The organism is Streptomyces sp. NPDC001194 (assembly GCF_042896985.1).
Taxonomy (GTDB): Bacteria; Actinomycetota; Actinomycetes; order Streptomycetales; family Streptomycetaceae; genus Streptomyces.
In genome coordinates this window covers 103,273-121,029 of the sequence record NZ_JBIAXU010000009.1, presented here as the reverse complement: position 1 = coordinate 121,029, position 17,757 = coordinate 103,273, and the positions used below count along the sequence as shown (strand labels likewise).

13 protein-coding genes are annotated in these 17,757 nt (G+C 70.2%); 6 read left to right on the top strand and 7 right to left on the bottom strand.

The window, feature by feature from the left end; all coding sequences use genetic code 11:
- Positions 1-78: 78 nt before the first annotated feature.
- The 5 genes from ACFY1T_RS20375 (at position 79) to ACFY1T_RS20355 (ending at position 7,273) form a co-directional block, all read left to right on the top strand.
- A complete protein-coding gene (locus ACFY1T_RS20375) occupies positions 79-1,194 on the top strand; it encodes a sugar ABC transporter substrate-binding protein (RefSeq protein ID WP_383337625.1) in 1,116 nt (371 codons plus the stop codon).
- Positions 1,195-1,419: 225 nt separating this feature from the next.
- Entirely contained in the window at positions 1,420-2,208 is a 789-nt protein-coding gene (locus tag ACFY1T_RS20370) for an ATP-binding cassette domain-containing protein (RefSeq protein WP_030863128.1), read from the top strand.
- Between the two features lie 29 nt (positions 2,209-2,237).
- Positions 2,238-3,497: a sugar ABC transporter permease gene (locus ACFY1T_RS20365; protein ID WP_390789425.1), complete on the top strand. Its 1,260-nt coding sequence runs from the start codon at positions 2,238-2,240 to the stop codon at positions 3,495-3,497.
- Positions 3,498-3,738: 241 nt separating this feature from the next.
- Entirely contained in the window at positions 3,739-5,655 is a 1,917-nt protein-coding gene (gene dxs, locus ACFY1T_RS20360) for a 1-deoxy-D-xylulose-5-phosphate synthase (protein ID WP_390789424.1), read from the top strand.
- A gap of 121 nt (positions 5,656-5,776) precedes the next feature.
- Positions 5,777-7,273, top strand: coding sequence for an amino acid permease (locus ACFY1T_RS20355; RefSeq protein WP_390789350.1), 1,497 nt, complete (start codon positions 5,777-5,779; stop codon positions 7,271-7,273).
- A 95-nt stretch (positions 7,274-7,368) separates the two neighbouring features.
- On the opposite strand, the gene ACFY1T_RS20350 is transcribed toward ACFY1T_RS20355, so the two are convergent.
- The gene (locus ACFY1T_RS20350; RefSeq protein ID WP_390789349.1) at positions 7,369-8,433 is read right to left on the bottom strand and encodes an LCP family protein; all 1,065 of its coding nucleotides are present in this window, start codon (positions 8,431-8,433) and stop codon (positions 7,369-7,371) included.
- Positions 8,434-8,726: 293 nt separating this feature from the next.
- Here ACFY1T_RS20350 and ACFY1T_RS20345 point away from each other — a divergent pair, with 293 nt between their 5' ends.
- The gene (locus tag ACFY1T_RS20345; RefSeq protein ID WP_390789348.1) at positions 8,727-9,704 is read left to right on the top strand and encodes a hypothetical protein; all 978 of its coding nucleotides are present in this window, start codon (positions 8,727-8,729) and stop codon (positions 9,702-9,704) included.
- Positions 9,705-9,746: 42 nt separating this feature from the next.
- Here ACFY1T_RS20345 and ACFY1T_RS20340 read toward each other — a convergent pair whose 3' ends face one another.
- From ACFY1T_RS20340 to ACFY1T_RS20315, 6 genes are all read right to left on the bottom strand, one after another.
- A complete protein-coding gene (locus ACFY1T_RS20340; RefSeq protein WP_390789347.1) occupies positions 9,747-11,330 on the bottom strand; it encodes a glycosyltransferase family 2 protein in 1,584 nt (527 codons plus the stop codon).
- Positions 11,331-11,346: 16 nt separating this feature from the next.
- The gene (locus ACFY1T_RS20335) at positions 11,347-12,147 is read right to left on the bottom strand and encodes an Ig-like domain-containing protein (RefSeq protein ID WP_390789346.1); all 801 of its coding nucleotides are present in this window, start codon (positions 12,145-12,147) and stop codon (positions 11,347-11,349) included.
- On the bottom strand, positions 12,144-12,935 hold the full coding sequence (locus ACFY1T_RS20330; RefSeq protein WP_390789345.1) for a rhamnogalacturonan acetylesterase: 792 nt from the start codon (positions 12,933-12,935) through the stop codon (positions 12,144-12,146). Before ACFY1T_RS20330 ends, ACFY1T_RS20335 begins: the two co-directional genes overlap by 4 nt.
- A 2-nt stretch (positions 12,936-12,937) precedes the next feature.
- A complete protein-coding gene (locus tag ACFY1T_RS20325; RefSeq protein WP_390789344.1) occupies positions 12,938-14,470 on the bottom strand; it encodes an SDR family NAD(P)-dependent oxidoreductase in 1,533 nt (510 codons plus the stop codon).
- A gap of 97 nt (positions 14,471-14,567) precedes the next feature.
- Complete coding sequence (locus ACFY1T_RS20320; RefSeq protein ID WP_390789343.1) at positions 14,568-16,562, bottom strand: hypothetical protein; 1,995 nt, start codon at positions 16,560-16,562, stop codon at positions 14,568-14,570.
- A gap of 109 nt (positions 16,563-16,671) precedes the next feature.
- Positions 16,672-17,736: a signaling protein gene (locus tag ACFY1T_RS20315; protein ID WP_390789342.1), complete on the bottom strand. Its 1,065-nt coding sequence runs from the start codon at positions 17,734-17,736 to the stop codon at positions 16,672-16,674.
- Positions 17,737-17,757 lie beyond the last annotated feature (21 nt).

Below are 17,757 nucleotides of genomic sequence, written 5' to 3'. Positions count from 1 at the left end.
TGACGGCAAACTGCGGCCGAGGTTGACTCACGTCCACCTCGGCCGCAATGTTGCGGCCTCGTCAGGGAGGTTCAGGAAATGAACACGCGTATGCGCAGAGCCGCCGTTGCCGTTGCCGCCACCGCCATGGCCGCTTCCCTTGCCGCCTGTGGCAGCGCCAAGGAGGCCGGCGAGAAGCCGAAGGAGTCCGGCTCCGCCGCCGCGGGTGGCGCGATCAAGATCGGTCTGCTGCTGCCGGAGAACCAGACCGCGCGTTACGAGAAGTTCGACAAGCCGCTCTTCGAGAAGAAGGTCGCCGAACTCACCGGCGGCAAGGCCGAGGTGGTCTACGCCAACGCCAAGCAGGACGCGACCACGCAGAACTCCCAGGTCGACACGATGATCACCAACAAGGTGAACGTCCTCGTCGTCGACGCGGTGGACTCCAAGGCCATCGCCGGCTCGGTCAAGAAGGCCAAGGAGGCGGGCATCCCCGTCGTGGCCTACGACCGCCTCGCCGAGGGTCCGATCGACGCCTACACCTCCTTCGACAACGAAGAGGTCGGCAAGGTCCAGGGCAAGGCCCTTCTGGAGGCCCTGGGCGACAAGGCCGGATCCGGCCAGATCGTCATGATGAACGGTTCGGTCACCGACCCGAACGCCGCCCTCTTCAAGAAGGGCGCGCACTCCGTCCTCGATGGCAAGGTGACCATCGGCAAGGAGTACGACACCAAGGAGTGGAAGCCGGAGAACGCCAACACCAACATGGCGGGCGCCATCTCCGCGCTGGGCAAGGACAAGATCGTCGGCGTCTACTCCGCCAACGACGGCATGGCCGGCGGCATCATCACCGCCCTCAAGGCGGCCGGCATGGACCCGCTGCCCCCGGTCACCGGCCAGGACGCGGAACTCGCCGGAGTGCAGCGCATCGTCGCGGGCGAGCAGTTCATGAGCGTCTACAAGCCGTACGCCCCCGAGGCCGAGGCCGCCGCGAAGATGGCCGTCGCGCTCGCCAAGGGCGAGAAGCTCGACGGTGTCACCACCTCCAAGGTCGACAGCCCCACCACCAAGGGCATCCCCTCGGTCCTGGTCCCCGTCGTCTCGCTGACGAAGAACAACATCAAGGACACTGTCATCAAGGACGGTGTCTACACGGCCGACGAGATCTGCACCGACAAGTACGCGGCCGCCTGCACCACCCTCGGCCTGAAGTAGGCCCTCCGGGCCCACCCGGGCCCCGGGCCTCACCCAGGCCCCGTCGTCCCGCCGGCCGGAGGCCCGCCCCCGCGGCCTCCGGACACCGGGACCCCCGCGCCTGCCCGGCGCCCCGCCCCCTCCTTCCCCGCCACCCGCGGGGCGCCGGGCAGAAACGATTTCCCCCACCCCACCCCGCTCCTGCACTTACTGCACGACATCCCCGCCGGTCAGGCGGCGAAGGAGATGGTTCATGTGTCCGCTGCGCCCGTGCTGGCGTTGCGAGGGGTCTCGAAGCGATTCGGTGCCGTCCAGGCGCTCACCGACGTAGAGCTCGAGATCCATTCCGGCGAGGTGGTCGCCCTGGTCGGCGACAACGGCGCCGGCAAGTCCACGCTCGTCAAGACGATCGCCGGCGTCCACCCCATCGATGACGGAGTCATCGAGTGGGAAGGCAAGCCGGTCTCGATCAGCAAGCCCCACGACGCCCAGAACCTGGGCATCGCGACGGTCTACCAGGACCTCGCGCTGTGCGACAACATCGATGTCGTCGGCAACCTCTTCCTGGGTCGCGAGCTCAAGCGCCGCGGTGTCCTGGACGAGGTCGAGATGGAGCGCCGCGCCCGCGAGCTCCTGACCACCCTGTCCATCCGGATCCCCAGTGTCCGCATCCCCATCGCCTCGCTCTCCGGCGGTCAGCGCCAGACCGTGGCGATCGCCCGTTCGATGCTCGGCGAGCCCAAGCTCGTCATCCTCGACGAGCCCACGGCGGCCCTCGGCGTCGAGCAGACCGCACAGGTCCTCGACCTGGTGGAGCGGCTGCGCGAGCGCGGCCACGCCGTCATCCTCATCAGCCACAACATGGCCGATGTGAAGGCCGTCGCCGACAAGGTGGCGGTTCTGCGGCTGGGCCGCAACAACGGCGTCTTCAACGTCAAGGACACGTCGCAGGAAGAGATCATCTCCGCCATCACGGGTGCCACGGACAACGCCGTGACCCGCCGCGCGGCCCGCACCGGGGAGGCCGGCAAGTGAGCACCGAACACCACACCTCGGCGGAAGAGGTGGCCAAGCTGGCCAACCCCGCCGCCCCGGCGGACGCCATCCCCGCGGTGGACCCGCGCCTGCTCGTGCGCGAGCAGGGCCTGTCCGGCTACCTGAGCGAGTTCGGCCGCAAGATGAAGGCCGGCGACCTGGGCTCCGTCCCGGTCGTCATCGGCCTGATCGTCATCTGCGGCATCTTCCAGGGACTGAACGCGAACTTCCTGTCCCCGGAGAACCTGACCAACATCGCGATCACGATGGTCGCCACCGGCATGATGGCCGTGGGCATCATCTTCGTGCTCCTGCTCGGCGAGATCGACCTCTCGGTCGGCTCCGTCAGCGGTGTCTCGGGTGCCCTCTTCGCCGTCCTGGCCGTCACCCACGGGGTCAACCAGTGGGTGTCGATCCTGGCGGCGGTCGCCGCCGGCGCCCTGATCGGCGCAATCCACGGCTTCTTCTTCGCCAGGATCGGCGCACCGGCCTTCGCGGTCACCCTGTCCGGCCTGCTCTTCTGGTCCGGCGCCATGCTGCAGATCCTCGGCAGCAACGGCACGATCAACATCGACCCCGACGGTCCGGTGGGCCAGCTCACCACGTACTTCTTCACGGACGTGGCGGCCGGCTACGGCCTCGCCGCGGTCGCGGTGATCGGGTACTTCCTGGCCAGCTACTTCGACAACCGGCGCCGCGAGGCCGCCGGGGTCCCGTCCCGCCCCGTGAGCGAGATCGCGCTGCGCACGGGCCTGCTGGCCCTGTTCACCTTCGGCCCCGCCGCGGTGTTCAACCAGTACAAGGGCCTCCCGCTCGCGGTGGTGCTCTTCGTGCTCGTGCTGGTCGGCACGGACTTCGTCCTGCGCCGCACCTCGTTCGGACGCAGCATCTTCGCGCTCGGCGGCAGCGTCGAGGCCTCCCGGCGCGCGGGCATCAACGTCACCGGCATCCGCATCACGGTCTTCGCCATCGCGGGCACCTTCGCCGCCATCGGCGGACTGTTCTGGGCCTCCAAGATCGCGGCGGCCAACCAGAGCGCCGGCGCCGGCGACCTGCTGATGAACGTGATCGCGGCGGCCGTGATCGGCGGCACCAGCCTCTTCGGCGGCCGGGGCCGGACCTGGAACGCCCTCCTCGGTGTCATGGTCATCACCTCGATCCAGTACGGTCTGGCTCTCCAGGGCATCGCCACCCCGATCCAGTACATGATCACCGGTGCGGTGCTGCTGGCCACCGTGGTGATCGACTCGGTCACCCGCAAGACCCAGAAGACGGCCGGACGCGCCTGACACCGCGCCCGCTGCGGTAAGACCGGTCACAGTGCCCGGCGCCACTTCGTGTGGCGCCGGGCATCCGTGCGTACATATGTGCGTACGACTGTGCGGGTATACGCCCGTTTGGGATGTGTGACCGAGCGGTGCCGTGTAGATGTATGACAAAGGCGTGACCCACCAGGGACCGCCCGATGACCACCGCCGCGAGCGGAACATTAGACTCGACAGACCAGCAAGCAACTGCAAGGAGGCACGGGTGCTGCTGACCCGCATCAAGGGACCGCGCGATCTGGACCGGCTCAGCCAGGAGGAGCTCGACCAGCTCGCCGCCGAGATCAGGTCCTTCCTCGTCGACGCCGTCTCCAAGACCGGCGGGCACCTCGGCCCCAACCTCGGGGTGGTCGAACTGACGATCGCCCTGCACCGGGTCTTCGACTCGCCCAAGGACAAGGTCCTCTTCGACACCGGCCACCAGGCCTACGTCCACAAGCTGCTCACGGGCCGCCAGGACTTCGGCGGCCTGCGCAGCAAGGGCGGCCTCTCCGGCTACCCCTCGCGCGCCGAGTCCGACCACGACGTCATCGAGAACTCGCACGCTTCCACCGTTCTGGGCTGGGCCGACGGCCTGGCCAAGGCCAACGAGGTGCTCGGCCGCGAGGACCACCACGTCGCCGCCGTCATCGGCGACGGCGCGCTGACCGGCGGCATGGCCTGGGAGGCGCTGAACAACATCGCCGCCGCCAAGGACCGCCCGCTGGTCATCGTGGTCAACGACAACGAGCGCTCGTACGGCCCCACCATCGGCGGCCTCGCGAACCACCTGGCCACCCTGCGCACCACGGACGGCTACGAGCGCTTCCTGGCCCGCGGCAAGGAGCTCCTGGAGCGCACCCCGGTCGTCGGGAAGCCGCTCTTCGAGACCCTGCACGGCGCCAAGAAGGGCCTCAAGGACTTCATCGCCCCGCAGGGCATGTTCGAGGACCTGGGCCTGAAGTACATCGGCCCGATCGACGGCCACGACATCGAGGCCCTGGAGTCCGCCCTGCAGCGCGCCAAGCGCTTCAGCGGCCCGGTCATCGTGCACTGCCTCACCCAGAAGGGCCGCGGCTACACCCCGGCCCTGGAGCACGAGGCCGACCGCTTCCACGCGGTCGGCGTCATCCACCCGGACACCGGCCTGCCGGTCAAGACCGCCGCGGCCAGCTGGACCTCCGTCTTCGCCGACGAGATGGTCAAGCTCGGCCACGAGCGGGCGGACATCGTCGGCATCACCGCCGCGATGCTCCACCCGGTCGGCCTCAACAAGTTCGCCGAGGCCTTCCCGGACCGGATCTACGACGTCGGCATCGCCGAGCAGCACGCCGCCACCTCGGCGGCGGGCCTGGCCACCGGCGGCGTCCACCCGGTCTTCGCGGTCTACGCGACCTTCCTCAACCGCGCCTTCGACCAGGTCCTGATGGACGTCGCCCTGCACAAGTGCGGGGTCACCTTCGTCCTGGACCGCGCCGGCGTGACCGGTGACGACGGCGCCTCCCACAACGGCATGTGGGACATGTCCATCCTCCAGATCGTCCCGGGCCTGCGCCTGGCCGCCCCGCGCGACGCCGAGCAGCTGCGCGCCCAGCTGCGCGAGGCCGTCGAGGTCAAGGACGCCCCGACCGTCGTGCGCTACTCCAAGGGCGTCGTCGGCCCGGCCGTCCCGGCCGTCGGCCGGATCGGCGGCATGGACGTACTGCGCGCCCCGGGCGTCGAGGTCACCCGTCCGGACGTACTGCTCGTCTCGGTCGGCGCGCTCGCCCCGATGTGCCTGGAGATCGCCGACCTGCTCGACAAGCAGGGCATCTCCACGACCGTCGTCGACCCCCGCTGGGTCAAGCCCGTGGACGAGGCCCTGGCCCCGCTCGCGGAGCGGCACCGCGTGGTCGTCACCGTCGAGGACAACGGCCGCACCGGCGGTGTGGGCTCCGCCGTCGCACAGGCCCTGCGCGACGCGGGCGTCGACGTACCGCTGCGCGACTTCGGCATCCCGCAGCGCTTCCTCGACCACGCGCTGCGCAAGGAGATCATGGCCGAGATCGGTCTGACCGCCCCGGACATCGCCCGGCAGGTCACCGGCCTGGTCGCCAAGCTGGACGGGCGCTACGACAGCGAGCCGGCCGCCGCGGTCGACTAGCTCCGGCGGTGACCGGCTCACGGCCGGTCGCGCGGTTGCACGTCACGGGCCGGGAGATCACCCTTGAGGGGTGGGCCTCCCGGCCCGTTCGTGTGCGTCGTCACCTGTCGGAGGTGCGTCGGTGAGCAAGGACCTGAACAGCGTCTTCCGCACCAAGACGGTGGAGCAGTCCATCCGTGACACGGAGGAGCCGGAACACGCGCTCCGGAAGTCGCTCTCCGCCTGGGACCTGACGGTTTTCGGTGTGGGTGTCATCATCGGCACCGGCATCTTCGTCCTCACGGGCATCGCGGCCCGGAACAACGCCGGACCCGCCACGTCCCTCGCCTTCGTGGCGGCGGGCATCGTCTGCGCCCTCGCGGCGCTCTGCTACGCCGAGTTCGCGTCCACCGTTCCGGTGGCCGGATCGGCGTACACCTTCTCGTACGCCTCGATCGGTGAGCTGCCGGCCTGGATCATCGGCTGGGACCTGGTGCTGGAGTTCGCGCTCGGCACCGCCGTCGTCGCCGTCGGCTGGTCCGGCTACGTGCGCCACCTGATGCACACCAACCTGGGCTGGGACCTGCCCAAGGCGCTGGAGGGGCCGGACGCGGGAGGAAGCTTCGACCTGCTGGCCTTCCTGCTGATCCTGGTGCTGACCGTGATCCTGGTCGTCGGGACGAAGCTCTCGGCGCGCATCACGGCGATCGTGGTCGCCATCAAGGTGTTCGTGGTCCTGCTGGTCATCGTCGCGGGCCTGTTCTTCATCAAGGCCGACAACTACTCGCCGTTCATCCCTCCGGCCCAGCCACAGGAGGCGGGAAGCGGGCTGCACGCGCCGCTGGTCCAGTTGATGTTCGGTTACGCGCCCACCAACTTCGGCGTCATGGGCATCTTCACGGCGGCCTCCCTCATCTTCTTCGCCTTCATCGGCTTCGACGTCGTGGCCACCGCGGCGGAGGAGACCAAGAACCCCCAGCGGGACATGCCGCGCGGCATCCTCGGCTCCCTGCTGATCTGCACCTTCCTCTACGTCGCCGTGACGCTGGTGGTCACCGGCATGCAGAAGTACTCGGAGATGTCTCCGACCGCGCCACTGGCCGAAGCCTTCAAATCGGTGAACCAGCCCTTCTTCTCCGGTGCCATCAGTCTCGGCGCGGCCGTCGGCCTGATCACCGTGAGCATGATCCTGCTGCTCGGCCAGACCCGCGTGTTCTTCGCGATGAGCCGTGACGGACTGCTGCCGCGCGTCTTCTCCGTGACCCACCCCAAGTACCGCACCCCGTACCGCGCGACCATGCTGCTCGGCGGGATCATCGCGATCGTCGCGGGCTTCACCAGCCTTGAGAAGCTCGCGGAACTGGTGAACATCGGCACGCTGTTCGCCTTCGTGCTCGTCGCCCTCGGCGTGATCATCCTGCGCAAGACCCGCCCTGACCTGCACCGGGCGTTCCGCACCCCGTGGGTGCCGGTGATCCCGATCCTGTCGATCGCCGCCTCGCTCTGGCTGATGCTCAACCTGCCGGCCGAGACCTGGATCCGCTTCGGCATCTGGATGGTCATCGGCTTCATCGTCTACTTCCTGTACGGCCGCAGCCACAGCCGCCTCGGCCGGGAAGGCGTGGACGCGAAGTACTAGAGGTACGGGAAGCAGCACGGGCCGACGGGCCGAGGTACGAAAGCGGGCCGTACGGGAGACTCTCCCGTACGGCCCGCTCGTCGTGCGGCGCGCCGTCAGCCCTTGGCGGGGGAGTTCTTGGCCTCCGCCGGGATCTTCTGGTCGGTGCGCAGGGCTTCCCAGAGCTTGCCCGCCTGCGGTTCCGCGACGATCACGCGGTTCGGGTCCACCTTGTCGTAGGCGACCGGCAGCATGATCGTCTCCATGGTGTCCGGGTCCACGCCCTTCATGCTCTGGGCGAAGTCGGCCAGGGAGGTGAGGGAGGCCAGGTCGGAGTCGGTCGTGAGCGACTTCGTACCGGCGTCGGCCAGCTTGTAGAGCCGGGCCGGGTTGCCGAGGGCGTCCTGCTTCTTGATCTCCGACAGCATCGCCATCATGAACTGCTGCTGGAGGCCTATGCGCCCGAGGTCGCTGCCGTCCCCGTAGCCGTAGCGGGTACGGACGAACTTGAGCGAGTCGGTGCCGTTCAGCCGGTGCGTGCCCGCGTCGAGCTTGAGCCCGCCCTTCGCGCCGCTCATCGGCTTGTCCAGGGTGACGGTGACCCCGCCGAGCGCGTCCACCAGGCCCTTGAAGCCGGCGAAGTCGACCTCGACGAAGTGGTCCACGCGGATGCCGGACATCTGCTCCACGGTCTTGACCACGCAGGCCGGACCGGCCAGCGAGTAGACCGAGTTGAACATGACCCGGTTGGCCGCCTTGACGGTCTTGCCGTCGCCGTCCTTGCATTCGGGCCGGCTGATCAGGGTGTCGCGCGGGATGCTCACCGCGGTGGCCTTGGACCGGCCCTCGGGTATGTGCACCAGCATGGCGGTGTCCGAGCGGGCCCCGCTCACGTCGCCGTGGTCGAGGTCCCCGTTGGCTCCGGCGCGGGAGTCGGAGCCGAGCACGAGGAGGTTCTGCGCACCCGCGACGACCTTCTTCGGGCGGTTGTCGCCGATGGCCTGGTCGAGGTCGACACTGTCGATGTTGCCGTTGAGGTGGCTGTACGCCCACCAGCCTCCGCCGGCCGCGGCGAGGATGAGCAGGGCCACCGTCAGCAGCACGATCCGCAGGGCACGCCTGCCGCCGCGCCGCCGCCTGCGCCGGGAGGAAGGAGAGGTGGCAGAGGGCAGGTCGGTCATGGAGGCAGGGCCCTTCTATTATCGATGGGGTGCATCATAAGACACACTTTCGAGTGGCTGGTTCTTTCCGGTGAAGAGCGCGGCCGCTTGAGCAGGGCATTCTCGGCAGAAGGGTGAAGAGCGGCGTGGTCCGAGGCAAAAGCGGAATACGGGGCGCCAGTTCCGTCCGCGCGGCACAGGACGCACCCCCGGGCGGACCGGGCTCCCGCCGTAGCTCACCACCGGCCGGAAACTGGCTGTTCAAGGGGGGCGACGGTCGTCTGACGGCCTACGCCTGCACCCCGCACGGCCTGGTGCGCTGGACCGAGGCCGCGGCCCCCCGCACCGGCTGGACCGGCCCGGACACCTTCGGGACCGAGGGCTGGACGGGCCCCGCCGCGATGGCGCAGAGCTCCGAGGGGTACGTGCACTTCGTCGCCCTGCGGGCGGCCCGGGACGGCTCGGGGCGGCCGGAAATCATCGTCTCCACCCAGTTTCAGCCGGGACGTCCCATGACCGAATGGCACAGCCTCGGATTCCCCGGGCTGCGCGGCGGCCCCGACGACGACCGGCTCGCCGGCCCGCCGCGCATCGCCGTCAACCAGCGCTCCGGCTCCACGCACGTCCTGGTCTCGATGCGCCGCGGCGGCATCCTGCGCCGCAGCCGCAACGCCGAGGGCGCCTGGGGCGGTTGGAAGCAGGTGGCCCCGGAGCCGTACGGGAGCGGGGTGACCCCCCTGATGCCCGCCGGCGGGCAGCTGGAGATGCTCGTCCTCGGGCCGGCCGGCGCGGACCGGTGGTCGGGCATCGGCCAGGGCCGCTTCGCGCTCGCGGACCGCATCCCCACCCCGGTCGTCCCCGGCAGCCCCGCCGTCTGCGAGACGGGCCCGCGCCGGGTGACGTACTTCTGGCGCTATCCGGGCGACGGCTCGCTCGTCGCCTGGCGGGCCGCCCGGCAGGGCGTCCAGGGCGGCCTGATGGGCCTCGGCGGCGCGGGCGGCCGCGGAGCCCCGGGCGTCGCACGGGCGGTCGTCGGCGGCTACGACTGCACGGTGCTCGCGCAGAGCGGCGCCGAGGGCGACATCGAACTCACCGCCTACGTCACCGAGAACGAGGGCTACGGCACGTGGTGGGCCTCCCTCGGCGGCCACGGCGCGTACGCCCCCCAGGTGGCGGTCGACGCGGCGGGCCGCATCGTCGTGGCCGCCTTCGACGCGGACGGCGCACTGATCTGCACCCGCCAGGACACCACCCAGCAGGGGCTGGTGTTCGGGCCCTGGGAAGCCGCCTGAGGCCCGGGGCCGGACAGGTGCGCGCCGCGGGCGCCCCCGGCCTCAGGCCTGCCGCGGCAGCGGCGTCCGCCGGGACACCTCGAGGGTGAGGCCGCCGGACTCCGTGTAGTACGGGGTGGCCGCCAGCTCCATGCCCCGCGCGTCCGGCGCCGGCCCGATCGGCACCGGCATGCGGGCGGTGGTGTCCAGATCGGCCGCCCGCTTCGGTCCGAGCCGCACCTCCTGCGTGACGCCCTCGAACCCGACCGCGAGGTACACGTCCCAGGTACCGGGCTCCAGCGGCCAGCCGCTGGAGGTCTGCGCAAGGTCGACCCGGGCCGAGAACCGGCCCATCGCCCGGGGCTTGCCCTTGGCGTTGGCCAGCGTGTCGTCCCGGCGGGCGGTCACCGCGTAGCCCTCCCGCGCACCGCTCGTCCGTTCCCGCAGCACGACCCGGGTGGTGCGGTCCTTCGTCGACAGCTGTTCGTAGAAGGCGAAGCCGTCCAGCGTCAGCACCGGCCCGTCCCACCGGGCCTTCTGCAACTGGTGGGTGACCGTCATGTCACCCGTGATGTCGAACAGTTCGTCCGGCAGGGCGACCTGCGGATCGCGGAAGAAGGGCAGCGTCGTGAACACCCGCCCGTTCTCCACCGTCTTGCGCACCGCCGGCCTGTCCTTGTCCGCCTCGAAGGCGGCGATCCGCTGCGCCTCGGCGAAACGGCCCTGCGCGAGCAGGGCGAACCGTACGGCGATCATGCGCGGCAGCAGCGCCAGCGCGCCCGGCGAGGCCTGGGCGCGCAGCACCTCGGCCGCGGCCCACAGCGCCTGGTCCCGCTCCGCCGCGTCCGTGGCGGTGAGCAGTGCGGCCGCGGTCGCCTTGCCGAGCTCGACCTCCAGGTGGCGCGACTGGAGCTTGTCCCGGCGCGGCCCCTCCGGCAGCTGGGAGGCGACCAGCGCCAGCATCCGGGAGGCGAGGGCGATCCGGTCGGGGAGCGAGGACCGCTGCGCCGGCGAGGGGCCCTTGACCACGCAGGTCGCGTCGCCGACGACCGAGACGTTGTCCGCCCCCATGAGGGCGCGGGCCGTGAAGGCCTGGCCGTCACCGATCACCATGTCGGTGGGGAAGGCCAGCCCGCGGCGCTGCAGCAGGCTGGTGCGGAACAGCTTGTCGGGCGTCAGCGACCAGTACGCGCGCGAGGCGTACAGGTCGGTGTAGGCCTGGTTCTTGCGGAACATCGAGGTCTCGACCGCATGGCGGCCCGAGCTCTCCAGCTTGCCCAGGACGACGTCGGCCTCGTGGGCGTCGGCCGCCGCGACCATCCGCTCCAGGGCGTCGGGCGCCAGCCGGTCGGTGGCCTCCAGGAAGATGACGTACCGTCCGCGCACCTGGCTGAGCGCCCAGTTGCGGGCCCCGGCCGGGCTGAGCCCCGGCGAGACCTGCCCCGCGCGCATGAACGAGGCGTACTGGTGGGCCGCGCGGGCCAGCACGGACCCGCTCTCGTCCGTCGACCCGTCGTCGACCCCGATGACCTCCAGCCGCTCCAGGCCGATGGTCTGCACGAGGACGGAGGCCAGGCAGGCTTCGAGCGCGGCGGCCTGGTTGCAGACCCGGACGGCGACGGTCACGTCGGCGACGGCGGTGTACATGATGGGAGGATCCTCGTCAGTTCTGCGGAGCGAAGGGACGGGGCCACGGCATCTCCCCGGTGAGTTCGGGCCATTGCCAAGCCCGTGGGGCACTGTCCGCCGGATGCTGCGGGAAAGCACCCGGAATGTGCTCCAGGGAGCCCACGAACACGTTCACGTGCGAGGTCAGCTGCCCGGCCGCGGCGGAGGCGACCGTGTACTCGAACCGGTCGTAGCCCGTGAAACCGGGGGAGGGCGTGTAGGTGGCCCAGCCGTCCGGTGACAGCTCCGCCCTGCCTCCCCGCGGCTGCGTCACCGAGACGCCCGTGCTGCCGGCCGCGGCCGCCGAGAGCACGTTGACCGTGCCCGGCCGGCCCGGTTCGGTCACGAGCCGCAGGCCGCGGGGGGTGGCCGGGCGCAGCGGCAGGGGCTCGGCGGCGAGTTTGCCCGTACGGACGAGCTTGCGGTCCGAGGCGTCCGGGATGCCCACGACCAGCCGGGGCCGGATGCTGCGTGCCGTGACCGAGTCGCCGACGCGCAGGTGCAGCACCCCCGTCGTCTGCTCCCCGGCGTCCGCGCGGGCCCGGAACCAGCGCTGGCGGGGGAAGTACTCCAGCCCCTGCACGCCGACGATCTCGCCGACGGCGGCCAGCGGTTCCTCCGGCAGGTACGCGCAGCCGCGCGAAGCGCCGCCGTCGGGTGCCACGGACAGGCCGAACTGGACGGTCTCGCCCGGGGCCGCGCCCCGTCGCGGGTCGGCCGAGGTGTACAGGGCCGCGTAGACGGTGCCCAGCGACGGGGTGTCGCCGACGGCCTGTCCGCGAAGGAGGAGGTTCACGCGCTGGGCTCCTTGCGTGGCGCGGGCTCGGACACCCGGGAATTCGTACGGTGCGAGAACGTCTCCTCGTCCGGCCAGCCCATCTCCTCGTACGAGAACCGGCGGCGGTCGAGATCGCGGACCCACGGGAAGGGGATGGCGCCCTGCTCGGCGAGGCTGCGGGCGACGAACCGGGCGCACTCGATCGCGCCTTCCGCGCGCAGGTGCACGTTGTCCCCGTCCTGGACCTTCTCCAGCAGGGGCTCACCCTGACGCCGGTGGGCGAAGGCGCCCTTGGACGCCTCCGGTCCCAGCTCTTCCCACCACTGCACGCTCTGGCCGTACAGGTCGACGACGGGCACGTGCTCGTCGTCGGCCAGTTGCCGTGCGGCGACCGGGTAGTCGCCCAGTGTCCGGGCCGCGTTGCCGTGCACGTCCATGCGGCGCCGCTCGTACGGCAGCACGATCACGGGATGGGCCTGCCGCTCCCGCGCGCCGTGCACGTACGCGGCCATGTGCTCCTGATAGGAGGAGAACGGCTCGGTGCGAAGCCCCGGGTCCGCCTTCCCGTCTTCATGGCCGAACGCGACGAGCAGGTGGTCACCCGGCTCCAAGTGGTCCAGGACCCATTGGAGCCGGCCTTCCTCACGGAAGCTCTTCGAGCTCGTGCGGGCGCGGGCACAGTCGACCACCTCGACCGCGTCGGTGAGGAAGAGCGCGAGCGCCTGGGCCCAGCCCGCCATCGGCAGGTGGCCGTGGGGCCGGGTGACCGCCGCCGAGTCGCCGGCGACGAAGATCCTGTTCGTCACGCCTAGACCTCCCGGTCCTCCGTGGCCTGCGCGAGTACGGAGGCCAGCGCCGCCTCGAAACCGGAGGGCTGCTGCGGTACGGACTCCACTGCCGCCTGGGCCGGCGTCGCGGTCGGGTCCTGCTTGCGCACGTCGATGACGTGGCCCGTCATCTCGGACAGCAGGACGTCCAGGGAGGTCAGGGCGACCGACTCGGACGTGAGCAGCGAGGCCGAGGGCTCCTGGCCGAAGGCCTTGGTGCGCATCGGCGTGGCGGTCCGCTCCGGGTTCACGCAGTTGACGCGGATGCCGTCCTCGGCCCACTCGTCGGCCAGTGCCTGGGTCAGGTTGACCATGGCGGCCTTGGTGGAGGAGTACAGGCTGTACTCGGCGCGGCCGCGGGTGTAGCTGCTGGAGGTGAAGAGCAGCAGCTGGCCCTGGGTCTCGCTGAGGTACTTGTACGAGGTCCGGGCGATGTTGACCGGCGCGAGGTAGTTGACGTCGAGCGCCTCGCGGATCGTCTCGTTGTCGGTCTCGTCGAGGCGCCCGACGCGGAGCACGCCCGCGGTGTTCACCACGTAGTCGATGCGGCCGGTCTCGGCGTAGGCGCTCGCCAGCGCCTCCTCGACGTGGTCGAGGTTCTCCACGTGCGTGCCGGTGGTGGAGCGGCCCAGCGCGAAGACGCGGGCGCCGAAGCCCTCGGCGATGCGGGAGATGTCGGCGCCGATGCCGTACGAGCCCCCGAAGACCACCATCGTCTTGCCGGCGAGCTGCTCGCGGTACGCGGCCTCGCCGGCCTGGGCGGGCGCGGCGTGGGAGGCGAGCTGGAACAGCTTGTCGGCGATGAAGACGTCGACCGGCTGGGTGACCTTCATGTTGTAGTCGTCGCCGGTGACGATGTGGACCGGGACGTGGGGCAGGTACTTGACGACGACGGAGCAGTCGTCGGTGGCCTGGAAGAAGGGGTCCGCGGCCGCCCGCTCGTACGCGGCGCGGATCGTGGAGAGCCGGAAGCCCTGCGGGGTCTGGCCGCGGCGCAGCCGGGAGCGGTCGGGGACCTCGGTGATGAACTCGCCGTCGTTGCCGTGGGTACGGGTCACGATGACGGTGTCGGAGGACGGGATGGCGACGTCGACGGCCTGGTAGCGCTCCAGGGACTCGACGCATTCGCGTACCACGCGCTGCGAGAGCAGCGGACGGACCGCGTCGTGGAACAGGAGGTTGCAGTCCTCGCCCTCGCCGAGCCCGGCGGCCGCGGCCTCGATGGCGATCCGGGTGGTCTCGCTGCGGGTCGAGCCGCCCGCCAGGACCCGGGTGACCTTGCCCAGCTTGGCCCGCTCGACGATGCGGCGGGCGTCCTCCACGTACGCGGGCGTCATGAGGAGGATCACCTCGTCGACGTCAGGCGCGTTCTCGAAGACGTGGAGCGTGTGCTCCAGGATCGGCTTGCCGGCGATCTTGAGCAGCTGCTTCGGTATTTCGAGCCCGATGCGCTGGCCGGTACCGCCCGCGAGAACGACGGCGACGGTGCGGTGGGGGACAGGTCTGGAGGACAAGGCTCCTTCTTCCTGAGTGAGGGGTGCGGCACGGCGGTGGGGCGGGGCGGCGGTCGGGGACGGGGCGGTGCGACTCGACTGCCCGGAGGAGGTCCGCCTACACGGGGTGGGGGACCTGGTCCGGGTATTCGATGGGGAAGTCGCGCAGCCCCCGCCGGTAGAGGTTGTTGGCGGCCGCGTTGAAGCGGACGATCGAGGGCGGGTACTCCTCGCCCAGGAGGTATTCCTTCAGCTGCTCGCGGTAGGGCGCCATGAAGTCCTCGCGCGGGTTCAGCGTCGCCTCGATGGCCTCGGCCAGGCCGTTGCACTCGCCGTCGAGCAGGTAGGAGGCGTACGCCGTCCGCTGCTCGTTGCGGAACTGCTCGTCGGGCAGGCCGTCGAGGTTGAAGATGGCGTACGGCTTCAGGGTCGCGACGAAGTCGGAGACGACGCTGGACATGTCGCCGATGAGCAGGTCGGACTGGTTGAAGCAGTCGTACAGGGCCGGGATCCGCTCGGTCACCACGTGGTGTGCGGCGTCGGGGAGCGCGTTCCAGTACAGGGCGCCCGCCTGGTTGCGGCTGCGCCGGATGCGCGCGGTCCGCTCCTCTTCGGTGAGGTCCGGGTACTTGGAGCGGACGCCGCGCTCGGAGAGGTCGGCGATGCGCTGGTCGATCCGGGCGAGCTTCTTGGCGGCCGCCTTGGAGTCGGTGAGGTTGCGGCCGAAGCGCCGGGCGTTGTCCTCTTCGAGGAGGGCGATGACGCGGCGGTGCGCGGCGGCGGCCTCGGCGGAGCGCGAGCCGGTGAGCGGGTGCGGCTTGTAGATGATGCGGATGTCGCGCTCGTAGTCGAGCAACGCCTTGATCAGCTTCTCGCCGGCCGGGATGACCGAGGTGTAGCAGGCGTCGTCGGTCCAGCCCTCCCAGGTGGGGGCGTAGATGACGGTGGGGACGGGGGCGGCGACCTTGCCGGTCCAGCGGTGCAGGGGCATCAGCTGGGGGCGGCCGACCTCGACGATCTGGTGGTGCGACACGGCGTGCTTGATGCGCTCGTAGCGGTCGCGGCCGGCCCGGCCGGCCACCCATATCTCGTCGAAGACCTTGCTGACCCGGTTGCTGCTCGCGAGCTTGTCGCTGTCGCCGTGTCCGATGAAGACGTGCTTGACCTCGGCGCGCTGGAGCATGTGGACGTTCTTGCCCGCGTTGCCGGGGTAAAGGGCGACACGGAGCTCGTTCATCTCGATACGGGCTAGATTGTCCGCTTTCGGGATGCAGATCACGGGGACCGAGGTCGCGTCCAGGTAGCGCAGGGTGGCCCGCTCGCGCAGCACGATGATGGGCCGCAGCTCCAGTGCCTCCAGCGACTCCAGCCACATGTTCACCTGGTACATGAAGTCTTTGGAGACCGCCGCGAAGGTGAAGTAGAGCGCGACCTGGGGTCGGTATTCGGCCAGCTGGTGGTTGAGCTCCTCGATGGCCTCGTCGGTGGTGGGCAGCTTGAGCGCGTTGCGCGCGTCGGGCACCAGCACCAGCAGCGAGAAGTAGGCGAGGAAGACGGTGGTGATCATGCCGTACGTGACGAAGCGCCAGTCGTCCGTCGCGATGGTGGCCAGCGCCCCGGCGACCAGCGGGATGTCCAGGTGCAGCGTCTTGCGGACGTGCTTGTTCATCAGGAACGGGTGCGGCATGCGGCGGATGCCGAGCGCCTCCAGGTCCAGCCCGCGCGTGGTGAACGGCAGTTCGTTGCGCATCTTGCGGACGTGCTTGAGGAGCGCGCCGTACGCGAGCTGCAGGATGAACAGCAGGAGCAGGCCGATGGTGGTCATCTGCGCCACGAACGACTCGATGTCGGCGATGGCCCCGCACAGCCCCAGCAGCAGGAACTGCCGGATGAGGAAGCGCATCGTCAGGCCGAAGCGCGAGTCGCGCAGCTTCTCCAGCGTCGGCGACTCCGTGTTGTGGAGCATCAGGTCGGCGACGTAGCTGAGCGCCGCGCAGCCGGCGAACAGGGGGAGGGAGACGAACGCGACGGCGACCAGCATCCCGACGAAGCTGAGGATGAGCCCGGAAGTGATCAGAACGCCGAGCACGGCGCGCAGCCGCTTGGAGCCCATCGTGCGGTTCCTCCCCCGTGGAGGTATAAGGATTCTGTGAAGTGTCGCAGTAGTATAAGCAGCAACATTGATGCCCGAGGAACGCAGGGTTAACCAAGGGCCAATGCCGTCAGGCCGTGAAGCGATACAACGCCAGCTCGCGCCGGTCCTGCGTCTTCACGGAAAAGCCGATGCACAATGCCGCGCGTCCGCCGGCCATGGAGACCGCGATTCCCTCCGGCTCCCGGTACACCAGATCCGGGGCCACGGTCACGTGGTGACGGCCCTGCGCCTTGCCCGTGCGCACGTCAATTGCGGAGACATAGGTATTTCCGCCCGACTTCCGCGGATTGTCCCCGTTCTTGCCGGTGTACGGGCCGCCGGTCAGTACGTAGACGTGGTCCCCGTACAGGGCGCAGCCCTGGAACCACTCCTCCTGCTTGACCTGTACCCCGGCCTTGAGGGTCTGCGCGGCGTCGAAGCGCCCCTCCAGGAAATCGGCCGTCCCGTACACCGAGAACCGGTGCACGCCGTCCTCCTCGTGGCTCACCAGCACCCGCCCGCCGGGCAGGTCGAGCGCGGGGGAGACGTCGGTGGATCCGGGAACCGGGTCGAAATGGCGGACGGACTCGTCCGAACTGTCGAGGACGGTGCCGTCCTTGAACGGCACCCGGACCACGGTGCGGCCGTAGCCGCTCTCGGCGTCGGCGCGGCCCTCCACCCATATGTACGTGCGCGGGCCCGTCGGCTCGACTCCGCAGGAAATTCCGTGGCCGAAGCCGCGCAGATACATATGCCCGAGCGTTTTCCCGGAACTGCTCAGCCGGGTAAGGCACATATCGCCGGAAGTCTTCCGATCGCCCGAGTCGAGCGGGTCCTCCTCGCCGTCGAGCCGGATACCGCCCTCGACGGTCTGCAGTACGTAGACCTGGCCGTTCGTATCGTCGAACGCGAACGATTGCGGTCCCGTCGCATTGAACAGCGGAGTCGGGGCGAGCAGTTGCGCGCCGGTCCGCATGTCGAACGCGCCGGCCGTCGGGCCCGTGGCGACCGGGCCCGCGTCGCCCGGCTCGCCCGGCTCGTCGGCCCCGGCGCCCAGCGCCCAGGACAGACCGCCCGCCGTGAGGCCGGCGGCCACCGCACCGCCCGCGAACAGCAGGTTCCGGCGGCTGAAATGTGTTGTGCCATCCGCCATGGCCGTATTCTGCCAGCCCGG

Coding starts and splice junctions, on each gene's coding strand:
- ACFY1T_RS20375 (WP_383337625.1), top strand. CDS start 79: ATGAACACGCGTATGCGCAGAGCCGCCGTTGCCGTTGCCGCCACCGCC.
- ACFY1T_RS20370 (WP_030863128.1), top strand. CDS start 1,420: ATGGTTCATGTGTCCGCTGCGCCCGTGCTGGCGTTGCGAGGGGTCTCG.
- ACFY1T_RS20350 (WP_390789349.1), bottom strand. CDS start 8,433: ATGACCGACCTGCCCTCTGCCACCTCTCCTTCCTCCCGGCGCAGGCGG.
- ACFY1T_RS20340 (WP_390789347.1), bottom strand. CDS start 11,330: ATGTACACCGCCGTCGCCGACGTGACCGTCGCCGTCCGGGTCTGCAAC.
- ACFY1T_RS20320 (WP_390789343.1), bottom strand. CDS start 16,562: ATGGGCTCCAAGCGGCTGCGCGCCGTGCTCGGCGTTCTGATCACTTCC.
- ACFY1T_RS20315 (WP_390789342.1), bottom strand. CDS start 17,736: ATGGCGGATGGCACAACACATTTCAGCCGCCGGAACCTGCTGTTCGCG.